Consider the following 20,437-nt stretch of genomic DNA (forward strand, 5'->3'; position numbering starts at 1 on the left):
CCGTTTTCAATACCGGGCAGGCTAGTTTGACTGGGTCTGCTTCTGCTTTTGCAGCTGATCCAGGGTCTGTTGTTCCTGCGGGCTCAGACCAAGCTGTTCACAGGCTTGTTCGAAGCTGATCCCCAGGTGGCACATCATGATATCGATGGCGGGCAGGTAGTTGGTCATTGCGTCTTCCATGGTGATCTTCCAGAGCTGTCTCTTATGCCCGAGCCGCGAGCAGGGGGCAATTAGACTTTAGGTGTAGGGTGCCATCTGCTTCACCCCCCTGCCACTGGGCGGGGGAATTTGCTACTCTTGCGGGCACTAAAGAGGTTGCCGTGTGACCGCGAGCAATCGGTGAGGAGCAGGGCATGTTATTGAGTTTCTTGATCATCGCATCTGGCTGGTGGCACATCCGCGCGGCTTATGGCTCAGACTCCCGTCAGTTCTACATCAGCAAACCCCTGACCATGCTGTTCATCATCGCCCTGGCCTTTGGCTACCAGAGCGATGACCACAACGGTTCCCACGCCTGGATCCTGCTCGGCCTCTGCCTGTCGCTGGCCGGTGACGTGCTGCTGATGCTGCCACGGGATCGCTTCATCCAGGGACTGGCGGCATTTTTTGTCGCGCACCTCTGCTACATAGTCGGCTTCGCCCAGGGCCCCCTTGTGCTCAAGCTGGTGGATGGCCTGCTGCTGTTGCTGGTGGCCGGCATGGTGTTCGGCCTGCTGTGGGGCAAGCTCGGCGAGATGAAGATCCCCGTCTTCTGCTACATGCTGGTGATCATCGGCATGGCCTGGGTCGCCGCCGGCGCCTGGCACGCCTCTCTTACCGCGGGTTCTGCTGCGGCCCTGGTAGGGGCGCTGATGTTCCTCTTCTCCGACAGCATGCTGGCCCTCGATCGCTTCCGCCGCCCCTTCCCCCATGCCACGGCCTGGATCATGAGCAGCTACTTCGCCGCCCAGTTCCTGATCGCCGCCTCCCTCGCAGGCTGAGCGCCTCGGGGCCCTGTGCAGAGGGCGAACGGGGTACGCACTCCCACACAAAAAAACGGGCCATGGGGCCCGTTTTGTCATGCTGGTGTCACGCCTCCAGCGGCTCGGCGTCCGCGGCCCTGGGGGCCGGTTGCCTGAGCAGCAGCATCAGGGCGCTGGCGATGAGCAGGAAAATGCCCATCACGTAGAACACCTGGTTGTAGGCCATGATGGCGGCCTCCCGGTTGATGGTATTGGACAGCATGGCCCTGGCCTGCTGCTGGGCGAGCGCGGGATCCGAGCCCTGGGCCATCATGGTCTGGGCCAGCTGCAGCAGGTAGGCCTGCCCCTCTATGCTGGTGGCGGCCAGGGTGCTGCCTATCTGGCTGGCGTGGATGCGGGTGTCGTTGTCGATCAGGGTGGCTATGATGGCGATGCCGAAGGCCCCCCCGAGGTTGCGCAGCACGTTGAGCAGGGTGGAGGAGGAGGGGATCTCCTCCGGGGTCAGGCTGGCGGTCGCCACCAGGGAGAGGGGCACCATGATGAAGGGCTGGCCCAGGGCCCGGACTATCAGCGACTGGATCAGCTGGGGGCCGGCGTAGTCGGCGCTCATGTTGACGTTCATGAAGCAGCTGATGGCGAACACCAGGAAGCCGAAGCTCACCAGGTAGCGCGGATCTATCCGGGTGACCAGCCTGGGCACCAGGGGCAGCACCAGCAACTGGGGCAGGCCCATCCACATCAGCACCTCCCCTATCTCCAGGGCGTTGTAGTTGTGGATCTGCGCCATGTAGAGCGGCAGCACATAGATGGAGCCCATCAGCGCCATGCCGAGCACCAGGTAGGCGAAGCAGGCCAGGGCGAAGCGCGGGCTGTGCAGCAGCCGCAGATTGACCAGGGGATGGCGGCGCAGCAGCTGGCTGATGACGAAGAACACCAGGGCCACCACCGAGATGACGGTGAGCCGCACTATGAAGCTGGAGCCGAACCAGTCCTCTCTGTTGCCCTCCTCCAGCACCACCTCCAGCAGACCCAGCCCCACCGCCATGGTGAGGATGCCGACCAGATCCACCCGTTTTATCACCTCCCAGTCCACCGGCTTCTTGTCGAGCCCATGGGCCAGCATGGCCATCACCAGCAGGCCGGGGGGCACGTTCAGGTAGAAGATGTAGTGCCAGGAGAGCTGCTCCGTCAGCCAGCCCCCGAGCGTCGGGCCTATGGCGGGGGCGAAGGTGGCGCACAGGCCGAACAGCGCCATGCCGGTGGCCCGCTTGTGCAGCGGCAGCAGGCTGACGATGAGGGAGAAGGCCATGGGGATCAGCGCCCCGCCGGTGAACCCTTGCAGCGCCCGGAAGACGATCATGCTGGTCAGGTTCCAGCTGAACGAGCAGAGCACGGAGGCGACGATGAAGGCCCCCGTGGTCCACAGCAGGTAGCGGCGCACGCTCAGTCCCCGGCTCAGCCAGCCGCTCAGCGGGATGGCGATCATCTCCGCCACCAAGTAGGAGGTGGAGATCCAGGAGCTCTCGCTCAGGGTGGCCGAGAGGGCGCCCTGAATGTCCTTCAGGGAGGCGTTGGTGATCTGGATGTCGAGTATGGCCATGAAGGCGCCGATGAGGCCCCCCATGACCGCGATCCAGTTGCGACGTGGAATGGGTTCCATCAGTTGGCGGCGACCACGGGATCAGGGGTGCGAGTGTCCACTATCACCTCGCTGGAGAGACCGGGACGCAGCTTGCCTGCCAGTGCGCCCGGCTCTGGGATGCGGATCTTGACCGGCACCCGCTGCACTATCTTGGTGAAGTTGCCGGTGGCGTTCTCCGGCGGCAGCAGGGCGAATTTGGCGCCGGTGGCGGGGGCCAGGCTGTCGATGATCCCCTCGACCGGCTGATCCGGATAGGCATCCAGGATCACCTCCACGCGCTGACCCGGTTGCATGTGCTGCAGCTGGGTCTCCTTGAAGTTCGCCTCGACCCACACCTGTTGCAGCGGCACCAGGCTGGCCACCTGCATGCCGGACTGCACATAGAGCCCTTCCCGCAGGCTGCGCTTGCCTATGATGCCGTCCGCCGGGGCCCGCAGCTCTGTGTAGCCGAGCTCCAGCCTGGCCTGTTCGAGCTGGGCCTCACTCAGTGCCAGTCTGGCCTGGTTCTGCTTGGCTTCGGCGTCCAGCACCAGCAGGCGCTCGCGGGCGGCCTGCAGGGCGGCTCTGGCCTCCTGCTCCTGGGCCTGATTGACCTGCAGACCGGCGCGCACCTCGTCCAGACTGTCCTGGGAGCTGTAGTTGCGCTGATTGAGCTGACTGACCCGGCGCACCTGCTGCTGGGCCCGCACCTGCTCGGCATTGGCCGAGGCGACCCTGGCCTCGGCTTGGCGAATGAGGCTCAGCTGCTGGGTACGGGTGGCGGCCAGGTTCTCCGCGGTCGCCTGATTGAGGTGCAGATCGGCCTCGGCCTCGAGCACCCGGGTTCTGTACTCCCTGTCGTCCAGTCTGGCGATGAGCTGGCCGGCCTTGACCTCCTGGTTGTCGGTCACCAGCACCTCGCTGATGTAGCCGGGCAGCTTGGAGCCGATGCCGGTCACCTCGCTCTGCAGATAGGCGTTGTCGGTGCTCTCGAAATGGCGGCCGTGCAGATACCAGTAGGCGGCAAACAGCAGGCCGAACAGGGCCAGCAGCAGGGCTGCCAGCAGGGGGATCTTCTTGTGTTGACTCATGATATGGGTTTTTCCTGAACTGTGGCGGGCAGGCTAACATCGCGTAACTGTTTCGATTAGTATCCATTCATGAGATATACAGTTTCACTGGTGAGACAATGGACCTGAACGCAGCCTTGATTCTGGTGCGCATCGTCGACAAGGGCTCCTTCACCGCCGCCGCCCAGGAGCTGGGCATGACCAAGGCGACGGTGAGCCGCCGCATCGCCGAGCTGGAGCAGCACCTCGGCGTGCGGCTGCTCTATCGCTCCACCCGCCAGCTCACCCTGACCGAAGCCGGTGAGCAGTATTACCTGCGCTGCAGCAAGGCGGTGGAAGAGCTGGCCCAGGCCGAGCTGATGCTGAGTGCCAGCCAGCAGGAGGTGACAGGCACCCTCAAGCTGGCGGTCCCCATCGAGACGGGACAGCTGGTGGTGGGCCGGCTGGTGGCCCACTTTCTGCAAGCCTATCCGGGGCTGCGGGTGGATCTGGAGCTGACCAACCGCATAGTGGATCCCATCAGCGAGGGGCTGGACGCCATAGTGCGGATCGGCGACATGAGCGACTCTAACCTGGCGGCACGGCGCCTGTGGAGCACGGGGCGCCTGCTCTGCGCCAGCCCGGATTATCTGGCGCGCAGCCCGGCCATCACCCGGCCCGAGGATCTGGTGCGCCATGAACGGGTCGCGGTGAGCAGCGGTTTTCTCGCCTCCCACTGGTGTTTTGAACGGGATGGCCGGGAGGTGCTGGTGGATCCGCCGTCCCGCTTCCAGGTCAACAACATCACCTGTGCCAGAGAGGCGGCGAAGGCCGGGCTGGGGCTCGCCTCCCTGCCCGCCATGTTGTGCCATGATGAGCTGGCCGACGGCTCTCTGGTGGCTTTGCTGCCAGACTGGCAGCAGCCCAAGGTGCCCATCTATCTGCTGTTTCCCGAGCGGCGGCTGATGCCGCGCAAGTTGCGGGTGTTTATCGATTTTCTGGTGGCCAATGGCCCGGCTTACGGCATCGACAACCTGCTGTGAGCGGCAAGCGGCCATGGAGAGTGATGGTCCGGGGGCTGGCGCCGTCGGGGCATCGACAAGGGGTTGCGAGGTGAGGATTTATGGAGCAGTGGATTAACTTGTATCGGGCCTCTCATTCGCTGGAGGCACATGCCCTGAAGGGAGCACTGGAAGTCGAAGGGGTGCGGGTGCGGCTAAGCGGGGAGGGGCTCTCGGGGGCGCTGGGGGAGTTGCCCGTGGATCTGCTGCAGGTCACCCTGATGGTGAGCGAGCAGGATCGTCAGCGGGCAGGCCGGATCATAGAGCGCTACCAGCAGCGCCAGGGCAATGGCTGGCTGTGCGGCCAGTGCGGGGAGGAGAACGGCGCCAACTTCGATATCTGCTGGCGCTGCCATCACGATCCCCAGGATCACTGAGATCTCTCCCTTATCCCGCCCCTCAGCGCAGGGTGAAGTCGATGTCCTCCCCCGCACTGGCATCGTGATAGATCGCCAGATCCAGCTCCTTCTCGCTGCGGGCGATCAGCACTGACACCAGGATGTCGCCGGAGACGTTGACCGTGGTACGGGCCATGTCGAGGATCCTGTCTATTCCGGCGATCAGCGCCACCCCTTCCAACGGCAATCCCACCGCGGTCAGGGTCAGGGTCAGCAGCATCAGCCCGGTGCCCGGCGTACCGGCCGTGCCTATGCTGGCCAGGGTGGCGATGCTGATGATGGTCAGGTAATCCACCACGTGCAGATCCACCCCGAAGGCCTGGGCCACGAACAGCGCCGTTACTCCCTGATAGAGGGCGGTGCCATCCATGTTGATGGTGGCGCCTATGGGCAGCACCTTGGCGGTGATGGCGGGGGAGACCCCCAGCCTGCGCTCGGCGCAGGCCAGGCTGATGGGCAGGGTGCTGCTGCTTGAGCTGCTGGTGAAGGCCACCGCCTGGGCGTCGACGATGCTCTTGAAGTAGTGCAGCGGATTGAGGCGGGCCAGCAGGATCAGCAGGCTGCTGTAGACCCCGAGCACGTGCAGCAGGCAGCCGAGGTAGACGGCGCCTATCACCTTGAGCAGGGGCAGCAGCAGGCTCACCCCGTATTTGCCCGTCATCCAGGCCATGAGGGCGCAGACGCCATAGGGGGCCAGCGCCATCACCATCTGGGTCAGCTTGAACATCCCCTCCGCCAGGGAGGTGAAGAACAGAATGGCAGGGCGGCCGCGCCGGCCGGTGGCGTTGAGGGCCAGGGCGAGGGCCACTGCAAAGACGATCACCTGCAGTATCTTGCCATCCACCATGGCCTGCACCGGGTTGTGGGGCACCAGATGGCTCAGCACGCTGGCCAGGGTCGGTTGCACCATTACCCCGGTCCGTTCGTAGGGCCCCATGTTGGCGCCCATGCCGGGCTCCAGCAGCCAGCCCATCACCAGGCCGATGCAGATGGCGACGGCGGTGGAGCAGAGGTAGAGACCTATGGCCTTGCTGCCGATCCGATCCAGGCTCTTACCCTTGAGCAGGGCGGTGAGGCCGGCGATGACGGAGCAGAAGATGAGGGGCACCATCAGCATCTGTATGGTGTTCACGAACAGGACGCCGATGGGCTTGAGCAGCAGTGCCTGCTCGCTGAAGCAGAGCCCCAGACCTATCCCGGTCAGCATGCCGAGCAGTGTCTTCAACCAGAGCGGGCGGCGGGTCCAGATCCGCCAGGGCTTGAAGACCAATCCATGGAACAGCATGACGCCAATGTCCTTATTTTCTGTCTGCGATGGCAAAGGGGGCGCTAGTGTAGCCATCCCCCGATCAGGTTGCCACATTATCGACAAAGCGAGGCTCACGGCCAGCCCGGGGGAGCTAAAAAAGGCGTTTTGTTGGCTTATATCAAGATCGGGGACCTGGGTTCAGGCTCTAATGGACATCTGACATGATGATTAAAGAGGCTTGAGATGTCCCAGTCGATACACGGTCACGAAGTGATGGAGATGATGCTGGAAGAGGGGGGCCATTTTACCCGGGCCAGCCTCAGGGAGGCGATTGAGGCGCGCTTTGGCGCCGATGCCCGCTTCCATACCTGCAGCGCGAACGAGATGGATGCCGAGGCGCTGATCGACTTGCTGGCCAGACGCGGCAAGTTCATCGAGTCCGAGCAGGGCTTCCAGACCCGGGCCGACAAGATCTGCAACCACGGCTGATCCCGCGGCGAGCGCGCCGGGGCGCTCGCCGAATCCCGCCTCCTTTGTTATATTTCGCCCTCTCCCTCCTCTGTTAAAGGCTTGGCCTGGGCAACGCCCGGAATCTGTATGGATACTTTCTCCGCTGCCGTCATGTTGTTTCTGATCATGGATCCGCTGGGCAACCTGCCGGTCTTCCTCTCCATCCTGCGTCATGTCGATCCCAAGCGGCGGCGCAAGGTGATGATCCGCGAGCTGCTGTTCTCCCTGGCCATCATGCTGGGCTTCCTGTTTGCCGGTCAGCAGATCCTGAGCTTCCTGAACCTGCGCCAGGAGGCGGTCAGCATCGCCGGGGGTATCATCTTGTTCCTCATCGCCATCAAGATGATCTTCCCGAGTCCCGGCGGCGTGACCGGGCTGGCGGCGGGGGAGGAGCCCTTCCTGGTGCCCATGGCCATCCCCATGATAGCGGGCCCCTCCATACTGGCCTCCCTGCTGCTTTTGGCGAACCAGGAGCCGACACGGATGGCGGACTGGTCCCTGGCCCTGCTGATGGCCTGGGGCGCCAGCGCCGTGATCCTGATGTTCTACGAGCTGTTCAACAAGCTGCTGGGTGAGCGAGGACTCACCGCCGTGGAGCGGCTGATGGGCATGCTGCTGGTGATGATCTCGGTGCAGATGCTGCTGGATGGGGTGCACCACTATCTGGCGGTGACGGGCCAGGGGTAAGAAGAAAGGGGCTGCCAGGCAGCCCCTTTCTTATTGTGCGTCCATGACGGCCAGCGCCTGGTCCTGGCGGGACGGGTCGCCTGGGGTCTCCAGCTTGCCCATGATGAGGGTGAGCAGGGTCTCCCGCAGCCAGCGGTGGCCCGGATCCTCCTCGTGGCGCTGATGCCAGATGAGCAGGTGGGAGATGCTGTCCAGGGCGATGGGCAGCGGCAGCGGCACCAGCGGATAGACCTGGGTGGCGTGGCGGGCATAGAGCCGTGACAGGGTCACTATCATGTCCGAGTGCATGCCCATGCGCAGCGCCGCCTCGAAGGAGGGCACGGTCGCCTCGATCCGGCGGTAGAGATCCTGCTCCGCCAGCTTGTGATCCAGCATCCAGCGATCCCGTCCCTCGCAATAGGTCTGCACATGGGGATAGGCCAGGTAGCGGGGGAGATCCCATTCGGGTTCGCGCAGGGCCGGGTGATCCCGCTGCACCAGGCAGGTGAGGTCATCGATGGCGAGCAGTCGCTGGCAGATGGCGTTGGGCAGGGTATCCAGCCTGAAATCCGAGTTGATGCAGTTCTCCCGCACCGTGAAGGCGATGTCCACCTGACCCTGGCTCATCTCGGTCAGGCTGTGCTCTGTCCACTCCTCGTAACGCAGCCGGATCCCCGGTGCCTGGCGCTTGAGCTCGCTCAGGTAGAGCGGCGCGAACAGGGTGAAGGCGCTGTCCATGCTGGCGATGACGAACTCCCGCTCAGTGCTGGCGGGATCGAAGGCGGGGGGCTGGATCAGGTTGTCCAGGGAGAGCAGTATGGGTTGCAACTGCTGCTGCAGATCGAGGGCGCGCGGGGTGGGATCCAGCCCGTAGGCGGAGCGGACGAACAGGGGATCGTCGAAGGTTTCCCGCAGGCGACCCAGGGCCTTGCTGACGGCCGACTGGCTCAGATGCAGACGGCGGGCTGCCCGGCTGCCATTGCGCTCTTCCAGCAAGACTTGCAGGATAATCAACAAATTAAGATCTATGCGCCCGAGCTGTTCCAGCAACATGATATGAATCCTCTTCAATTCTTAGATGAATTTATACCATTTGTTTTCATATCTTGGCGACCCTATGCTCGACCTGTCTCTCGCCTTCATGGCGACTGGTACAGGATGTAGCGGTTGAGGGGACAAGTAGCACCGACTCATACGGCGGCCAAGGGTCGCCGTATCTTTTTATGTTTTTTGACGATTTTCCTGCCAACTTGCGCCTGCCTTGATTTTGCCCAACAATCGTTGCGCCTTCTTTTGATACAAACAACGGGTATCTATCTGTCAGGAGTCGCCCTATGGGACTTGGTGGAATTCATATCTGGCATCTGTTGATCCTGCTGGTGGTCGTCGTCGTGGTGTTTGGCAGCAAACGCCTGGCCGGCGCCGGTGAGGATCTGGGCACCGCCATCAGGGATTTTCGTAAAGCCTTGCGTGACGATGAAGTACATCCGAAATGAGTAGGAGTGGAAGTATGTCTGTAGACGAAAAAGTGGAATTGAATGAAACCTGCGACAGCTGCGGCTGTTTCGCCGAGATCGGCACCATCATAGGTGAAGGGGACGATGTGATGGAGCTGGTGATCGAGGCCGCGGCAGAAGCCGACGCTCGCGCCAAGCTCGCAGCCTATGAGACGCTGGCCAAGCAGGTGACCGCCGAGGCCGTGATCGACAGCGAACTGACCCAGGGCGCCGACGGCGTGATCCTGAAGGCCCGCCTGCAATTCACCTGCACCGCCGAGAAGCTGATTTTCGAGATGCGTGCCCGCTCTATCTGAGCCCCGATGAGACGGCAGGCTTGCCTGCCGTATTGCTCCTCTGGCGGCCATACCCGTTGTATAGTGAGTTATCCCGCGGACTATCCCGTGCCAGTCCGGCACCTGTGGCTCCGTGGCAGGAGAGTGCCATGATGCAGTGATGGCACCCCGTCATGAGTCCCGTGTGTCGGGCCTTGTCCTGCCGAGAATCTCAAGGCGCGAGTCGACCAACAGAAGGTGGCTACCTCATGATGCGATGGATTTGGGCCCTGCTGGTCCTCTGTTCTCTCCCCCTGCTGGCGGCGGATCCCGGTTCCCCGCCTGGCGATGCCCCTTCGCGTGCCGCGGACGTCAAGCCCAAGCTCCTGCCCCAGCCCGGGGATCTCGAACACATACTGCAACAGAAGGAGCTCAGGGCCCTGGTGGTCTATGAACGGGGCTTCTTCTTCTTCGACAAGGGGGCCCAGTACGGCATCCTGGTCAATCAGCTGCAAGGCTTCGAGCGCTGGCTGAACCAGACCTATCTCCCCAAGGAGAAGCTCAAGCTCAAGATCATCTATATCCCGGTGCGTCAGGACAGGCTGCTGGACTATCTCGCCGAGGGGCGGGGGGATCTGGTGGCGGCCAACCTGACTGTGACGCCGACCCGGCGCGAACAGGTCACCTTCTCCCAGCCGCTCATCTCGCCCATCGAGGAGTGGGTGGTGAGCCAGCGGGAGCTGACGGGTTTCAACCGCATCACACAGCTCTCCGGTCGGCGGATCTGGGTGCGGGCCAGCTCCAGCTATTACGAGAGCCTGCACCAGCTCAACTGGCTGTTCCGCGAGCTGGGGCTGCCCCCTGTCTACATAGAGACAGTGCCCGAGTATCTGCAGGACGGGGATCTGCTGGAGATGGTGGCGGCCGGCATCATACCGCTGACCGTGACCGACAGCTTCAAGGGGCGGATCTGGCTCGACATGATAGGGGGCCTCAAGGCCCACAAGCTGATCCCGCTGCGGGACAAGGGGCGCAGCGCCTGGGCGCTGCGCAACAACAGCCCCGAGCTGCTCAAGGCGGTGAACGCCTATATCTCCGAGTCGAGCAAACGCACCCTCTACAGCGACATGACACTGCGTCGCCTGCTGGCCCAGAGTGACAAGATGAGCAACATACTGGCGCCGGATCCCCTGGGGCGGCTGTCGACCATCCGCAAGGTACTGGAAACCCAGGCCGAGAAATATGATCTCGACTGGCTGATGCTGGCGGCGCTGGCCTACAAGGAGTCGGGACTCAATCCCAATGTCCGCTCCAACCGCGGGGCCGTCGGCATCATGCAGCTGCTGCCAAGCACGGGGGGCGAGGTGGGGATCCGCGGCGCCAGGCTCACCAGCCTGGAAGGCAGTGTGGAGGCGGCCTGCCGTTACATGCGGCTCATTCTCGATACCTACTTCAATGATCCCGGGATGGACAGGGTCAATCGTCACCTGTTCGCCCTGGCGGCCTACAACGCGGGCCCGAACCGGGTGCAGGCGCTGCAGGCCAAGGCCAGGGAGAGGGGGCTGGATCCAAACGTCTGGTTTGGCAACGTGGAGCAGCTGGTGGCCAACGAGGTCGGCCAGGGCCCCATCAACTACGTCGGCACCATCTACAAATACTACGTGGCCTACCGCTTCAGCCTGCCCCAGCTTGAGGGCAAGACCGAGGCCATGGAGGCGGCGCAGCCCTGAGTGCTCAGTGCCGGTCGGGCAGGCCATCCTCTGGGGCAAAGGGGAAGGCTTCCCAGCCCTGATCCCTGTGCTGCTGGTACCAGGGGGTCAGCAGTCTGGCGGGAGTGGGGTCCGGCTGACTGGCCTGGGGTCTCTGGCTGAGGCAGGGGTGGTCGCGCACTTCCATCATCGGCTCCTTGACACGCCGCAATCGGGGCTGTTGTCTGGGTTATGCCACCGTCTCATGACAAGGAGATGACCCTTGATCCCCGCCGACTTTGCCCTGCTCGACGATCCCGGCGCCGCCCTCAAGGCCCGCTGCCAGCTGATCCGCGGCGCCCGCAGCCGGATCCAGGCCCAGTATTACAGCTGGGAGGAGGACAGCAGCGGCAAGCTGCTGCTGTCCGAATTGCTCCATGCGGCGCGGCGCGGGGTCCGGGTCCAGCTGCTCATCGACGATCTCTATGCCGGCGACAACCGTTTCCTGGAGGTGGTGGCGGCAGAGCCCGGCATCGAGGTGCGGCTGTTCAACCCCTTCTGGCTCAGGGGCTGGCGCCCTCTGACCCTGCTGCTGGAAGGCCTGCTCAGCTTTCGCCGCATCAACCACCGCATGCACAACAAGCTGCTGCTGGTGGATGGCCACGAGGCGGTGATCGGGGGCCGCAACATCGGCGATCCTTACTTCGGGCTGGGGGCGCCCCCTCACTTCGTCGATCTGGATCTGATCTGCCGGGGCCCCCTCTGCCGCCAGGCCGAGCAGGGCTTCGAACTGTTCTGGCGCAGCCGCTGGAGCCACCCCATCCGGCGCCTGTTGCGGCGCCCCCTGCTGCCCGCCGAGATCCGCGCGGTGAGCGACTTCCTGCTGACCCTGACCGACCCGGCAGTGGCCATGGTCTACGATCTGCCCGCCAGCCTGTTTGATGAAACACCTCTCCCCCTGCGTTGGCATTCTGGGGTCGGAGAGTGCTGGTTTGACAGGCCCGGCAAGGGGCTTATCTCCCGGCCGACCACGGCGCCCCGGCTGGGACGCAAGCTGGCGGACAACCGGGGGGCGCTGCGGTTGGTGAGTCCTTACCTGGTCCTGACCCGAAGCCTGCGCCGCCATCTCAAGCGGCAGCGCCAGGCGGGGGTCGGCATCGAGATCCTGACCAACTCCCTGGCCAGCACAGATGTGCCCCTGGTGTATGGCGCCTATCGGCGCCACCGCCCCTGGCTGGAGCGGCAGGGCATAGTGCTGGCTGAGCTGTCGGATGAGGCGCAGAGCCTGCACGCCAAGCTGATCCTGATGGGGGAGGAGGAGGCGCTGCTCGGCAGCTTCAATCTGGATCCCCGCTCCCTGATGCTCAACACCGAGCTGATGCTGCATCTGAGCTGTCCGGCGCTCTGTGCCGAGCTGCGGCACTGGCTCTGCGGGTGGCAACGGGCGGCGGTCCATCCTGTGGTGGCGCCCTCGACGCTGCGGCGTCTGCTGGCGCGGCTGAGCGACTGGCTGCCGCTGCGCCCCTGGCTGTGAGTGGAGCACGGCTTGTGCGAGATCTCGCAAAGCCTTGTGCGCCTTAGAGGATAACGTTTGCCATCCAAAGCCTGATTGAGATTTTATCGTATTGTTTTTAATCAGTTTATGTCGACAGGCGCAACCAGATGCAGCACCCTGGCTTGCATACGGGGCCGCATATAACGGTTTTTTATTTTATTTAACTGCGTAGTATTTCGGTTGCAAGGACAAACACGGCGGCTGGTCTGCCGTGTGGGTGAAGGCAGCAAGGGAGTGGGTCGGCCAGCGTGTTCTGGCCGGCAGTGCGGATCGGGAGCGGAAACCCGTGACGCGCATCAGCACCGTTATTGCCGGATCCCAATATGGAACATGCTATTTGCGAGGGGGTGACATGCGAATGTCGCCCCATTTTTTATGCCTGGGGATCGCCAGTCACCCATGAAAAGACCGCCAGCGGGCGGTCTTGGGCAGTGGGGCTGGCGATCGGTCTCTCAGGCGATACCGGCCAGCAGGCGACTCCAGTTGCGCTTGGCAACGAGGAAGCCATCCCGCAGGTTGCGATACTCCAGCTGCAGCTTGAGCCTGTCGTAGCGCGCCAGCGCCTTGCGCTTGCGCTGCTCCAGCAACTGTTTGCGGCTGGCGTAGTAGTGCTGGATCTGCAGGCTCAGCTTGTCGTACTCCTCCTGCAGCAGCGCCTGCCGCAGCTCCCTGTCATCCTGCTTGTGCAGTCTGGCCTGGGCTCGCTTGAGCTGCATCTCCAGCCTGGCCTGCTCGATCCGCTCCTCAGGACAGGATCTGAGATCCCGGGCCAGCCCGCACCAGGCGGCGGTGCGGATCAGCCACTTGGTGGGATCGAACTGCCACCAGCGGATGCCGTTGCGGTAGTCGTTCTCGAACAGGTGGTGGAAGTTGTGATACCCCTCGCCGAAGGTGAAGAAGGCCAGGATGCCGTTGTCCCGGGCGCTGTTGCGATCGGTGAACGGCTGGCTGCCCCAGATATGGGCAAGGGAGTTGATGAAGAAGGTGGTGTGATGGGTCATCACCATGCGCAGCACCCCGGCGAGCAGCAGCATGCCGAGCAGATCCCCATGGATCAGGCCGAGCAGCAGCGGGATGCCGATGTTGGTGGCCAGGGTCAATGCCAGATAGTGCCTGTGCTGGAAGGCGACGATGGCATTGTTCTGCAGATCCCGCACATTGCTGTAGTCGTGGTAGATCTCGCGCTGGTATTCCCGCAGCATCCAGCCGATGTGGGAGTACCAGAAGCCGCGGCCCGCGCTGTAGGGATCCTTCTGATTGTCATCCACATGGCGGTGGTGGCGGCGGTGATCGGACGACCAGTGCAGGGCCGAGTTTTGCAGGGCGAGGGCACCGCCTAGGGCGAAGAGCCATTGCAGGGCGGGGTGTGCCTTGTAGGCCTTGTGGGACCAGAGTCGGTGATAACCGGCGGTGATGGAGATGCCGCAGTAGCAGAACAGCAGCAGGAAGCTGCCCCACTGCCAGAGGTCATAGCCGTGGGTCAGGCCGTACCAGGGTACCGCAATCAGTGCCGTCAGCCCGGAGAGGGCGAACAGCAGGGTGTTGGTCATGATGATAGGGGGGCGGTCCATTTCACTCGGCTCCATTCAGCGAACAGCTGTCCACTATTCTCCATTGAGCCGGAATGCGGGTCAATGGTAAAAAAGTCGGAGACAAACCTGATCCAGGCCCCGCCTTCGGGTTATCATCTGGCCTCGCTAATCTCAAGGTGACTGTTTTCGTGGGTATTCGCGCGCAACAAAAAGAAAAGACCCGGCGTACGCTGATCGAGGCGGCGTTCAGTCAACTCTGTGCCAACCGCAGCTTCTCCAACCTCAGTCTGCGGGAAGTGGCCAGGGAGGCGGGCATAGCGCCGACCTCCTTCTACCGCCATTTTCGCGACATGGAAGAGCTGGGGCTGACCCTGGTGGACGAGGGCGGCCTGACCCTGCGCCAGCTGATGCGCCAGGCGCGCCAGCGCATCGCCGGTGGCGGCAGCGTCATCAGCACCTCGGTGCAGACCTTCATGGAATTCGTCGAAAACAACCCGAACATCTTCCGGCTGCTGCTCCGTGAGCGCTCCGGTACCTCGGCGGCCTTCCGCCAGGCGGTGGCCCGCGAGATCCAGCACTTCATCGCCGAGCTGACCGATTATCTGGAGGCGACCACGCAGGCGCCACGGGAAGAGGCCTACATCCAGGCCGAAGCCATGGTCACCATCGTCTTCAGCGCCGGTGCCGACGCCCTCGACATGACCCCCGAAGAGTGCCGGGCCCTGTCGGAGCGCACCATCAGCCAGCTGCGGATGATCGCCATGGGCGCCGAGGTGCAGAACCGCAAGCGCCGCGAATCTCTCTCTTAAGTCAAGGATGGACAGTCCCATGCATGAATCGAACGCGATCCCGAAGAAGCCCCTGTTGCTGGCCCTGCTCATCGGCATCTGCGGTGATGCCTTCCTGTCGGTGTTGACCGAGTCGGTCGTGCCCTTCTCCTTCTTCCCCCTGATCGCCCTGCTGCTGGCGGCCTACCAGCTCTATCAGCACTATCGCCACGAGCCCATAGTCGGCAATACCCCCAGCTGCATCCTGCTCTGCTTCTTCATCGGGGCGTTCGGGCACACGGCCCTGCTCAAGGTGCAGTACCCCGAGCTTGGCAGCAACTTCTTCTCCCTGATCGCCATGCTGCTGCTGCTCGCCGTGCTCTCCATCAAGCTCGGCATCAGCCTGGGGAAAAAAGTGAAGGAGTGACGTGTCACTCCTTCAGGTTCGTTCTGGCAGTCTTGGGTCAATCGGCCCGGGGCGGGGTCTCTCCCCTCTGCCTGGCGTCTATGATGGCCTGCAGCTTGGCGCGGATCTCCATCATGCCGAACACCCCGAAGATCAGCACCTGGGTGAACTCGAGGCGGGTGATGGCAAAGTAGGGCTTGCAGGCGGCCTTGATCATGCTGGCCTGCACCCAGTGCATCAGTATCACTATGACGCCGCAGACCGGCAGAAAACCGTTCAGTTTGCCCGGCAGTGTACCCAGCAGGGCGAGCACCACGCCGAGCCAGAAGAACAGCAGCACGCCCATCGCCAATAGATTAAACACCCGCTTCATCGCTTATCTCCCGTACATAGAGTTGATAGCAGACCCGACCGGCCTGCTTGTCCTTGAGTCGTTGCCCAAGTTGACGGGGAGGAGCATAGCGCCCAGCTCCCGCACCTACCCGGCATTTAAACCGCAGCGTCATCCTTGCTGTCCCGCAGATAGAGCTGGTAGCAGACCTGACCCGCTTGTTTGTCCTTGAGCTGTTGCCAGCTGGCAGGCAGGGGGAGATCGCTCATCTCCTTTTCCCGTTCAAGATAGATGAGGGCATCCGGCGCTAGCCAGCCGCGCTGCTCCAGCAGCTCGCACACCTGGGGCAGCAGTTCACGGCGAAACGGCGGATCCAGGAACACCAGATCGAAGGGGGTGGCCGGGCCTTGCAGCCAGCTCACCGCATTGGCCTGGATCACCTGCCCCTGGCTGGAACCCAGGGTGAGCAGGTTTTTCTTGAGCTGATCGGCGGCGCCCTTGTCCATCTCGACCAGGGTCACCTGCTCGGCGTAGCGCGACAGCGCCTCCAGTCCCAGGCCGCCGCTGCCGGCAAACAGATCGAGGCAGCGGGCACCGCGGACATGGGGGGCCAGCCAGTTGAAGATGGTCTCCTTGACGCGATCCGTGGTGGGTCTGAGTCCGTCCACATCCCTGACCGGCAGTTTTCGGCCCTTCCACTGGCCGCTGATGATTCTTACCACGCCCGCTCGCCCCTGGGGGGCTGGGCTCTTGCTCGGGCTGTTACGGCTGGATTTCACTCTGGGCATCGCGTTTCGTCGTCAGAAAATAAAGTGGTAGTATAAGGCGGTTCATTTTTATGCCGACCCGCCGAGGGACGGCTATCTTAGCAGTCAGCCTTTGATGTGAGTATTTTTAGATGGCAAAAGGTTTGTTTTCCTGGCTGGGTTTCGGCCGCAAGAAAGAAGAGGCTGAGGCCGTCCAATCACAGGCCCCTGACGCCACCCCGGCTGTCGCCGAGTCCGAGGCCACCGTTGCCCCCGCTCCCGTCGCTGATGTTTCCCTGACCGAGGCCCCTGCTGTATTGCACGAGGCGCCCCTGGCGACCCCTGATGAAGGCCCCCTGGTGGTGGAGGAACCAGCCTCCGAACTCGAGCCCGTCATCGTCAATGAGGCGCTGATCACCGCCGAGGCAGAGGCCGCTGACGCTGCCCGTGTTGCCGCCGAGGCGCAAGCCGCCGTAGCTGCCCGTGTTGCCGCCGAGGCGCAGGCTGCGGAAGCTGCCCGTGTTGCCGCTGAGGCGCAGGCTGCGGAAGCTGCCCGCGTTGCTGCTGAGGCGCAAGCTGCCGAAGCTGCCCGTGTTGCTGCCGAGGAACAGGCTGCCGAAGCTGCCCGCGTTGCCGCCGAGGCGCAGGCTGCGGAAGCCGCTCGCGTTGCCGCCGAGGCTCGTGCCGCAGAAGAAGCGCGTATCGCCGCCGAGGCTCAGGCCGCGGAAGAAGCCCGTATTGCTACCGAGGCTCGCGCCGCAGAAGAAGCCCGTATTGCTGCCGAAGCTCGCGCCGCAGAAGAAGCCCGTATTGCTGCGGAAGAGGCTCGTATCGCCGCTGAAGCTCAGGCTGCGGAAGAGGCCCGTATCGCCAAAGAGGCCCAGCGAGCGGAAGATCTGCGTCTGGTCGCCGCGATGGAGGCTGAGGCCGCTGCCCTGGCCGCCCTGCCCCTGGCCGCCAAGGTGGACGACGACACCCAGGACAAGCCGCAGCGGGAGGGCTTCTTTGCTCGCCTCAAGCGCAGCCTGGTGCGCACCAGGGAGAATATCGGCTCCGGTTTCTTCGGCCTGTTCCGTGGCAAGAAGATCGATGACGAGCTGTTCGAGGAGCTGGAGACCCAGCTGCTGACCGCCGATCTCGGCGTGGATACCACCAGCCGCATCATCGAAGGCCTGGTGCAGCACGCGGATCGCAAGCAGCTCAAGGATGCCGAGGCGCTCTATGGCCTGCTCAAGCAGGACATGGGCGAGATGCTGGCGAAAGTCGAGCAGCCGCTGGTGATCGACACCGGCAAGAAGCCCTATGTGATCCTGATGGTCGGCGTGAACGGCGTCGGCAAGACCACCACCATCGGCAAGCTGGCCAAGCAGTTCCAGGCCGAGGGCAAGAGCGTGATGCTAGCGGCGGGGGATACCTTCCGTGCCGCCGCGGTCGAGCAGCTGCAGGTGTGGGGTCAGCGCAACAACATTCCGGTGATCGCCCAGCATACCGGTGCCGACTCCGCCTCCGTCATCTATGACGCCATCGAGGCCGCCCGCTCCCGTGGCGCCGATGTGCTGATCGCCGATACCGCCGGTCGCCTGCAGAACAAGAGCAACCTGATGGAAGAGCTCAAGAAGGTGGTGCGGGTGATGAAGAAGCTGGATGAAGAGGCACCCCACGAGATCATGCTGACCCTGGATGCGGGCACAGGCCAGAACGCCCTGAGCCAGGCCAAGCTGTTCAGCGAGGCGGTGGGCCTGACCGGCATCACCCTCACCAAGCTGGACGGGACCGCCAAGGGCGGCGTCATCTTCGCGGTGGCCGACAAGTTCCAGATCCCGATCCGCTACATCGGTGTGGGCGAGGGGATCGATGATCTGCGTCCCTTCGTTGCCAACGACTTTATCGAGGCGTTGTTCAGTCGCGATGAATGAGTCTGGCCGCGATGCGCCAGCTCAGCCGCGATGAGCAGTGTCCCAGCCCCGACTCCGGTCGGGGTTTGTCACTCTCAGGGTATGATCCACCTCGATCCCGGTCGGGGTTTGTCACTGTCAGGGAACCGTTATGATTCGTTTTGACAAGGTCAGCAAGGTATACAGCGGTGGCCATCAGGCGCTGCAGAAAGTCAGCTTCCACCTGCGCAAGGGGGAGATGGCCTTCCTGACCGGCCACTCGGGGGCGGGCAAGAGTACCCTCCTCAAGCTCATCAGCGTGATGGAGCGGCCGACCGATGGTCGCGTCTTCTTCCATGGCGATGACGTCAGCCATATCCAGCGCAGCCAGATCCCCTATGTGCGCCGCCAGATCGGGATGATCTTTCAGGATCACCGGCTGCTGATGGACAGAACCGTGTTCGACAACGTGGCCCTGCCCCTGGTGATCGATGGCTACAGCCATGCCGACATCAACAAGCGGGTGGCGGCGGCGCTGGACAAGGTCGGCCTGCTCGGCAAGGAGCGCTACCAGCCACGCATGCTCTCCGGTGGTGAACAGCAGCGGGTCGGCATCGCCCGGGCCATCGTCAACAAGCCGCCTCTGCTGCTGGCGGATGAGCCGACCGGCAACCTGGATCCCCAGCTCTCCATGGACATCATGCGACTGTTCGAGGAGTTCAACCGCTTCGGGGTCTCGGTGCTGATTGCCACTCACGATCTGGGGCTGATCGCCCGGATGCGCTATCGCACCCTGACCCTGAAGGCAGGGCGCATGTATTCCCAAGAGCAGGAGGAGAGCTGATGGCTATCGTTCGCCATAAACAGCCGCCGCTTCGCCGTCTGATGATGTACGGTGTGGACCACGTGCGTCAGGCCTTTGCCAGCCTGGGAGAGCTGTGGCGCAATCCACTCGCCTCCCTGATGACGCTGGCGGTGCTCGGGGTCAGTCTGGCGCTGCCCTCCTGCTTCCACGTGCTGCTGAAAAACGCCGAGGTGGTAGAGGGGAGCTGGCAGACCAGCTCCCAGATCTCCCTCTATCTGCGCAAGGATCTGCCGGAGCAGAGCATCCTCGACATGAAGCAGCGGATCCTGCTCTATCCCGAGGTGGAGTCCGTCACCTACATGAACCGGGACGAGGCGCTCAAGGAGTTTCGCGAGATCTCCGGTTTCGGCGATGCCCTCGATTACCTCGACAGCAACCCGCTGCCGCCTGTGTTGAGCGTGATCCCGGATCCGCGCTGGCAGAACCCGGAAGGGGCCGCCGAGCTGCTCGCCAAGCTGGAGAATGAGCCCGGCATCGAGCAGGGCAAGCTGGATCTGCAGTGGCTGACCCGGCTGCAGGGGATCATGAACCTGCTGCGTCACACCATCACCGGCATAGCGGTGCTGCTGCTCTCCGCCGTGCTGCTGATCGTCGGCAACACCCTCAGACTCAATATCCTCAACCAGAGATCCGAGATCGAAGTGCTCAAGCTGGTGGGGGCGACCGATGCCTTCATCCACCGTCCCTTCCTCTATACCGGCATCTGGTTCGGGGTGATCGGCGGCATGCTGGCCTGGTGGCTGACCGAGGTGATGGTGATCTGGAGCGAGGGAGTGGTGAAGGAGCTGGCGGGGCTTTACAACAGCAACTTCCGGCTGGTGGGGATGGGGGCGTTCGACGGCTTCAACCTGATACTGCTCGGCGCGCTGCTGGGGCTGATTGCGTCCTGGTTCTCGGTGCACAGACACATTCGTGACATAGAACCATCCTGATTAATTTATCAGCATTTTAAAGCGCTGGATTTTGCGAACTGGATCAAGTAAAAGAGTGGCCCGTTTCTGGCACGGGTCACTTTCTCAGAGTAATCTGAATGATGCCTGCGCCAAGGATCATATTTGGATCCTGTGAACCTTTTGATTTATAAACAGTCTATCTAGTGCAACAGAATGTATACGGGTGTGGCCCCTCTGCCTTGCTCGTCTGACTTGGCAAGCATGTGAAGGTTGCGAGCTCCGCAACAATGGACTTAGCATGCTACTTTTCAGGGGTCCTTCATTGTGACCCCTTTTTTTTGACCGTTCATTTATGATTCATCCCGTCAGCCTAAGATAGGCCGGGTTCATGCCGGGGCCGATGTTTGACTGATGTTTGATATGGGCCGCAGAATGACCCCCGGTCAGTAGACAGACCCTCTCAGGGTGTTAGACTGATTCGATTGAAAAGTAA

At 62.9% G+C, this 20,437-nt stretch carries 23 protein-coding genes; 14 read left to right on the forward strand and 9 right to left on the reverse strand.

Annotation, left to right across the window (positions count from 1 at the left end; all coding sequences use genetic code 11):
• Nucleotides 1–21 precede the first annotated feature (21 nt).
• Nucleotides 22–180 carry a hypothetical protein gene (locus AC1IN8_RS09910; RefSeq protein ID WP_005332188.1) on the reverse strand — a complete coding sequence of 53 codons (159 nt, stop codon included), beginning with the start codon at nucleotides 178–180 and terminating at the stop codon, nucleotides 22–24.
• Nucleotides 181–353: 173 nt separating this feature from the next.
• Between AC1IN8_RS09910 and AC1IN8_RS09915 the strand changes: the two genes are divergently transcribed.
• On the forward strand, nucleotides 354–980 hold the full coding sequence (locus AC1IN8_RS09915; protein ID WP_202047793.1) for a lysoplasmalogenase: 627 nt from the start codon (nucleotides 354–356) through the stop codon (nucleotides 978–980).
• An 88-nt stretch (nucleotides 981–1,068) separates the two neighbouring features.
• Here AC1IN8_RS09915 and AC1IN8_RS09920 read toward each other — a convergent pair whose 3' ends face one another.
• Together AC1IN8_RS09920 and AC1IN8_RS09925 are read right to left on the reverse strand one after the other, a co-directional pair.
• The gene (locus AC1IN8_RS09920) at nucleotides 1,069–2,622 is read right to left on the reverse strand and encodes a DHA2 family efflux MFS transporter permease subunit (protein WP_479758774.1); all 1,554 of its coding nucleotides are present in this window, start codon (nucleotides 2,620–2,622) and stop codon (nucleotides 1,069–1,071) included.
• On the reverse strand, nucleotides 2,622–3,674 hold the full coding sequence (locus AC1IN8_RS09925) for an HlyD family secretion protein (protein WP_247627424.1): 1,053 nt from the start codon (nucleotides 3,672–3,674) through the stop codon (nucleotides 2,622–2,624). Before AC1IN8_RS09925 ends, AC1IN8_RS09920 begins: the two co-directional genes overlap by 1 nt.
• A gap of 98 nt (nucleotides 3,675–3,772) precedes the next feature.
• On the opposite strand from AC1IN8_RS09925, the gene AC1IN8_RS09930 reads away from it, so the two are divergent.
• Together AC1IN8_RS09930 and AC1IN8_RS09935 are read left to right on the forward strand one after the other, a co-directional pair.
• Complete coding sequence (locus tag AC1IN8_RS09930) at nucleotides 3,773–4,675, forward strand: LysR family transcriptional regulator (protein ID WP_202047790.1); 903 nt, start codon at nucleotides 3,773–3,775, stop codon at nucleotides 4,673–4,675.
• A gap of 80 nt (nucleotides 4,676–4,755) precedes the next feature.
• Nucleotides 4,756–5,070: a putative signal transducing protein gene (locus AC1IN8_RS09935; protein ID WP_202047789.1), complete on the forward strand. Its 315-nt coding sequence runs from the start codon at nucleotides 4,756–4,758 to the stop codon at nucleotides 5,068–5,070.
• A gap of 22 nt (nucleotides 5,071–5,092) precedes the next feature.
• Here the strand turns inward: AC1IN8_RS09935 and AC1IN8_RS09940 are convergent, their stop codons facing one another.
• On the reverse strand, nucleotides 5,093–6,376 hold the full coding sequence (locus tag AC1IN8_RS09940) for a dicarboxylate/amino acid:cation symporter (protein WP_479758775.1): 1,284 nt from the start codon (nucleotides 6,374–6,376) through the stop codon (nucleotides 5,093–5,095).
• A gap of 207 nt (nucleotides 6,377–6,583) precedes the next feature.
• Between AC1IN8_RS09940 and AC1IN8_RS09945 the strand changes: the two genes are divergently transcribed.
• Nucleotides 6,584–6,829: a YecH family metal-binding protein gene (locus AC1IN8_RS09945; RefSeq protein WP_479758776.1), complete on the forward strand. Its 246-nt coding sequence runs from the start codon at nucleotides 6,584–6,586 to the stop codon at nucleotides 6,827–6,829.
• Between the two features lie 108 nt (nucleotides 6,830–6,937).
• A complete protein-coding gene (locus tag AC1IN8_RS09950) occupies nucleotides 6,938–7,537 on the forward strand; it encodes a YhgN family NAAT transporter (RefSeq protein WP_139439259.1) in 600 nt (199 codons plus the stop codon).
• Nucleotides 7,538–7,567: 30 nt separating this feature from the next.
• Here AC1IN8_RS09950 and AC1IN8_RS09955 read toward each other — a convergent pair whose 3' ends face one another.
• The gene (locus AC1IN8_RS09955; RefSeq protein WP_479758777.1) at nucleotides 7,568–8,569 is read right to left on the reverse strand and encodes a LysR substrate-binding domain-containing protein; all 1,002 of its coding nucleotides are present in this window, start codon (nucleotides 8,567–8,569) and stop codon (nucleotides 7,568–7,570) included.
• A gap of 281 nt (nucleotides 8,570–8,850) precedes the next feature.
• On the opposite strand from AC1IN8_RS09955, the gene tatA reads away from it, so the two are divergent.
• The 3 genes from tatA to AC1IN8_RS09970 all read left to right on the forward strand — a co-directional run bounded on the left by tatA (nucleotide 8,851) and on the right by AC1IN8_RS09970 (nucleotide 11,017).
• Entirely contained in the window at nucleotides 8,851–9,012 is a 162-nt protein-coding gene (gene tatA, locus AC1IN8_RS09960; RefSeq protein WP_005323446.1) for a twin-arginine translocase TatA/TatE family subunit, read from the forward strand.
• Nucleotides 9,013–9,026: 14 nt separating this feature from the next.
• Nucleotides 9,027–9,329: a YfcZ/YiiS family protein gene (locus tag AC1IN8_RS09965; protein WP_479758778.1), complete on the forward strand. Its 303-nt coding sequence runs from the start codon at nucleotides 9,027–9,029 to the stop codon at nucleotides 9,327–9,329.
• A gap of 227 nt (nucleotides 9,330–9,556) precedes the next feature.
• Entirely contained in the window at nucleotides 9,557–11,017 is a 1,461-nt protein-coding gene (locus tag AC1IN8_RS09970) for an MltF family protein (RefSeq protein WP_265435451.1), read from the forward strand.
• Nucleotides 11,018–11,021: 4 nt separating this feature from the next.
• On the opposite strand, the gene AC1IN8_RS09975 is transcribed toward AC1IN8_RS09970, so the two are convergent.
• Nucleotides 11,022–11,183 carry a hypothetical protein gene (locus AC1IN8_RS09975; RefSeq protein ID WP_265435452.1) on the reverse strand — a complete coding sequence of 54 codons (162 nt, stop codon included), beginning with the start codon at nucleotides 11,181–11,183 and terminating at the stop codon, nucleotides 11,022–11,024.
• Nucleotides 11,184–11,258: 75 nt separating this feature from the next.
• On the opposite strand from AC1IN8_RS09975, the gene AC1IN8_RS09980 reads away from it, so the two are divergent.
• Entirely contained in the window at nucleotides 11,259–12,509 is a 1,251-nt protein-coding gene (locus tag AC1IN8_RS09980) for a phospholipase D family protein (protein WP_479758779.1), read from the forward strand.
• Nucleotides 12,510–12,982: 473 nt separating this feature from the next.
• Here the strand turns inward: AC1IN8_RS09980 and AC1IN8_RS09985 are convergent, their stop codons facing one another.
• The gene (locus AC1IN8_RS09985) at nucleotides 12,983–14,101 is read right to left on the reverse strand and encodes a fatty acid desaturase (protein ID WP_479758780.1); all 1,119 of its coding nucleotides are present in this window, start codon (nucleotides 14,099–14,101) and stop codon (nucleotides 12,983–12,985) included.
• A 149-nt stretch (nucleotides 14,102–14,250) separates the two neighbouring features.
• Between AC1IN8_RS09985 and fabR the strand changes: the two genes are divergently transcribed.
• Both fabR and AC1IN8_RS09995 read left to right on the forward strand, forming a co-directional pair.
• A complete protein-coding gene (fabR, locus tag AC1IN8_RS09990; RefSeq protein ID WP_025325415.1) occupies nucleotides 14,251–14,871 on the forward strand; it encodes an HTH-type transcriptional repressor FabR in 621 nt (206 codons plus the stop codon).
• 19 nt (nucleotides 14,872–14,890) lie between these two features.
• Nucleotides 14,891–15,256: a YijD family membrane protein gene (locus AC1IN8_RS09995; RefSeq protein ID WP_111910783.1), complete on the forward strand. Its 366-nt coding sequence runs from the start codon at nucleotides 14,891–14,893 to the stop codon at nucleotides 15,254–15,256.
• Between the two features lie 37 nt (nucleotides 15,257–15,293).
• Here AC1IN8_RS09995 and AC1IN8_RS10000 read toward each other — a convergent pair whose 3' ends face one another.
• Together AC1IN8_RS10000 and rsmD are read right to left on the reverse strand one after the other, a co-directional pair.
• Nucleotides 15,294–15,608 (reverse strand): DUF1145 domain-containing protein, encoded by a 315-nt coding sequence (locus AC1IN8_RS10000; protein WP_025325417.1) that lies wholly within the window; start codon nucleotides 15,606–15,608, stop codon nucleotides 15,294–15,296.
• Between the two features lie 116 nt (nucleotides 15,609–15,724).
• A complete protein-coding gene (rsmD, locus tag AC1IN8_RS10005; RefSeq protein WP_479758781.1) occupies nucleotides 15,725–16,354 on the reverse strand; it encodes a 16S rRNA (guanine(966)-N(2))-methyltransferase RsmD in 630 nt (209 codons plus the stop codon).
• A gap of 110 nt (nucleotides 16,355–16,464) precedes the next feature.
• Here rsmD and ftsY point away from each other — a divergent pair, with 110 nt between their 5' ends.
• The 3 genes from ftsY to ftsX all read left to right on the forward strand — a co-directional run bounded on the left by ftsY (nucleotide 16,465) and on the right by ftsX (nucleotide 19,983).
• A complete protein-coding gene (gene ftsY, locus AC1IN8_RS10010) occupies nucleotides 16,465–18,228 on the forward strand; it encodes a signal recognition particle-docking protein FtsY (protein WP_479758782.1) in 1,764 nt (587 codons plus the stop codon).
• Between the two features lie 130 nt (nucleotides 18,229–18,358).
• The gene (ftsE, locus tag AC1IN8_RS10015) at nucleotides 18,359–19,030 is read left to right on the forward strand and encodes a cell division ATP-binding protein FtsE (RefSeq protein WP_005323433.1); all 672 of its coding nucleotides are present in this window, start codon (nucleotides 18,359–18,361) and stop codon (nucleotides 19,028–19,030) included.
• Nucleotides 19,030–19,983, forward strand: coding sequence for a permease-like cell division protein FtsX (gene ftsX, locus AC1IN8_RS10020; protein ID WP_005323432.1), 954 nt, complete (start codon nucleotides 19,030–19,032; stop codon nucleotides 19,981–19,983). Before ftsE ends, ftsX begins: the two co-directional genes overlap by 1 nt.
• Nucleotides 19,984–20,437: the final 454 nt, after the last annotated feature.

Source organism: Aeromonas sp. 130281 (assembly GCF_056642115.1).

Excerpts from the sequence above, each read along its gene's own strand:
- AC1IN8_RS09910 (WP_005332188.1), bottom strand. The coding sequence starts at position 180 with ATGGAAGACGCAATGACCAACTACCTGCCCGCCATCGATATCATGATG.
- AC1IN8_RS09915 (WP_202047793.1), top strand. The coding sequence starts at position 354 with ATGTTATTGAGTTTCTTGATCATCGCATCTGGCTGGTGGCACATCCGC.
- AC1IN8_RS09920 (WP_479758774.1), bottom strand. The coding sequence starts at position 2,622 with ATGGAACCCATTCCACGTCGCAACTGGATCGCGGTCATGGGGGGCCTC.
- AC1IN8_RS09925 (WP_247627424.1), bottom strand. The coding sequence starts at position 3,674 with ATGAGTCAACACAAGAAGATCCCCCTGCTGGCAGCCCTGCTGCTGGCC.
- AC1IN8_RS09930 (WP_202047790.1), top strand. The coding sequence starts at position 3,773 with ATGGACCTGAACGCAGCCTTGATTCTGGTGCGCATCGTCGACAAGGGC.
- AC1IN8_RS09935 (WP_202047789.1), top strand. The coding sequence starts at position 4,756 with ATGGAGCAGTGGATTAACTTGTATCGGGCCTCTCATTCGCTGGAGGCA.
- AC1IN8_RS09940 (WP_479758775.1), bottom strand. The coding sequence starts at position 6,376 with ATGCTGTTCCATGGATTGGTCTTCAAGCCCTGGCGGATCTGGACCCGC.
- AC1IN8_RS09945 (WP_479758776.1), top strand. The coding sequence starts at position 6,584 with ATGTCCCAGTCGATACACGGTCACGAAGTGATGGAGATGATGCTGGAA.
- AC1IN8_RS09950 (WP_139439259.1), top strand. The coding sequence starts at position 6,938 with ATGGATACTTTCTCCGCTGCCGTCATGTTGTTTCTGATCATGGATCCG.
- AC1IN8_RS09955 (WP_479758777.1), bottom strand. The coding sequence starts at position 8,569 with ATGTTGCTGGAACAGCTCGGGCGCATAGATCTTAATTTGTTGATTATC.
- tatA (WP_005323446.1), top strand. The coding sequence starts at position 8,851 with ATGGGACTTGGTGGAATTCATATCTGGCATCTGTTGATCCTGCTGGTG.
- AC1IN8_RS09965 (WP_479758778.1), top strand. The coding sequence starts at position 9,027 with ATGTCTGTAGACGAAAAAGTGGAATTGAATGAAACCTGCGACAGCTGC.
- AC1IN8_RS09970 (WP_265435451.1), top strand. The coding sequence starts at position 9,557 with ATGATGCGATGGATTTGGGCCCTGCTGGTCCTCTGTTCTCTCCCCCTG.
- AC1IN8_RS09975 (WP_265435452.1), bottom strand. The coding sequence starts at position 11,183 with ATGGAAGTGCGCGACCACCCCTGCCTCAGCCAGAGACCCCAGGCCAGT.
- AC1IN8_RS09985 (WP_479758780.1), bottom strand. The coding sequence starts at position 14,101 with ATGGACCGCCCCCCTATCATCATGACCAACACCCTGCTGTTCGCCCTC.
- AC1IN8_RS09995 (WP_111910783.1), top strand. The coding sequence starts at position 14,891 with ATGCATGAATCGAACGCGATCCCGAAGAAGCCCCTGTTGCTGGCCCTG.
- AC1IN8_RS10000 (WP_025325417.1), bottom strand. The coding sequence starts at position 15,608 with ATGAAGCGGGTGTTTAATCTATTGGCGATGGGCGTGCTGCTGTTCTTC.
- rsmD (WP_479758781.1), bottom strand. The coding sequence starts at position 16,354 with ATGCCCAGAGTGAAATCCAGCCGTAACAGCCCGAGCAAGAGCCCAGCC.
- ftsY (WP_479758782.1), top strand. The coding sequence starts at position 16,465 with ATGGCAAAAGGTTTGTTTTCCTGGCTGGGTTTCGGCCGCAAGAAAGAA.
- ftsE (WP_005323433.1), top strand. The coding sequence starts at position 18,359 with ATGATTCGTTTTGACAAGGTCAGCAAGGTATACAGCGGTGGCCATCAG.
- ftsX (WP_005323432.1), top strand. The coding sequence starts at position 19,030 with ATGGCTATCGTTCGCCATAAACAGCCGCCGCTTCGCCGTCTGATGATG.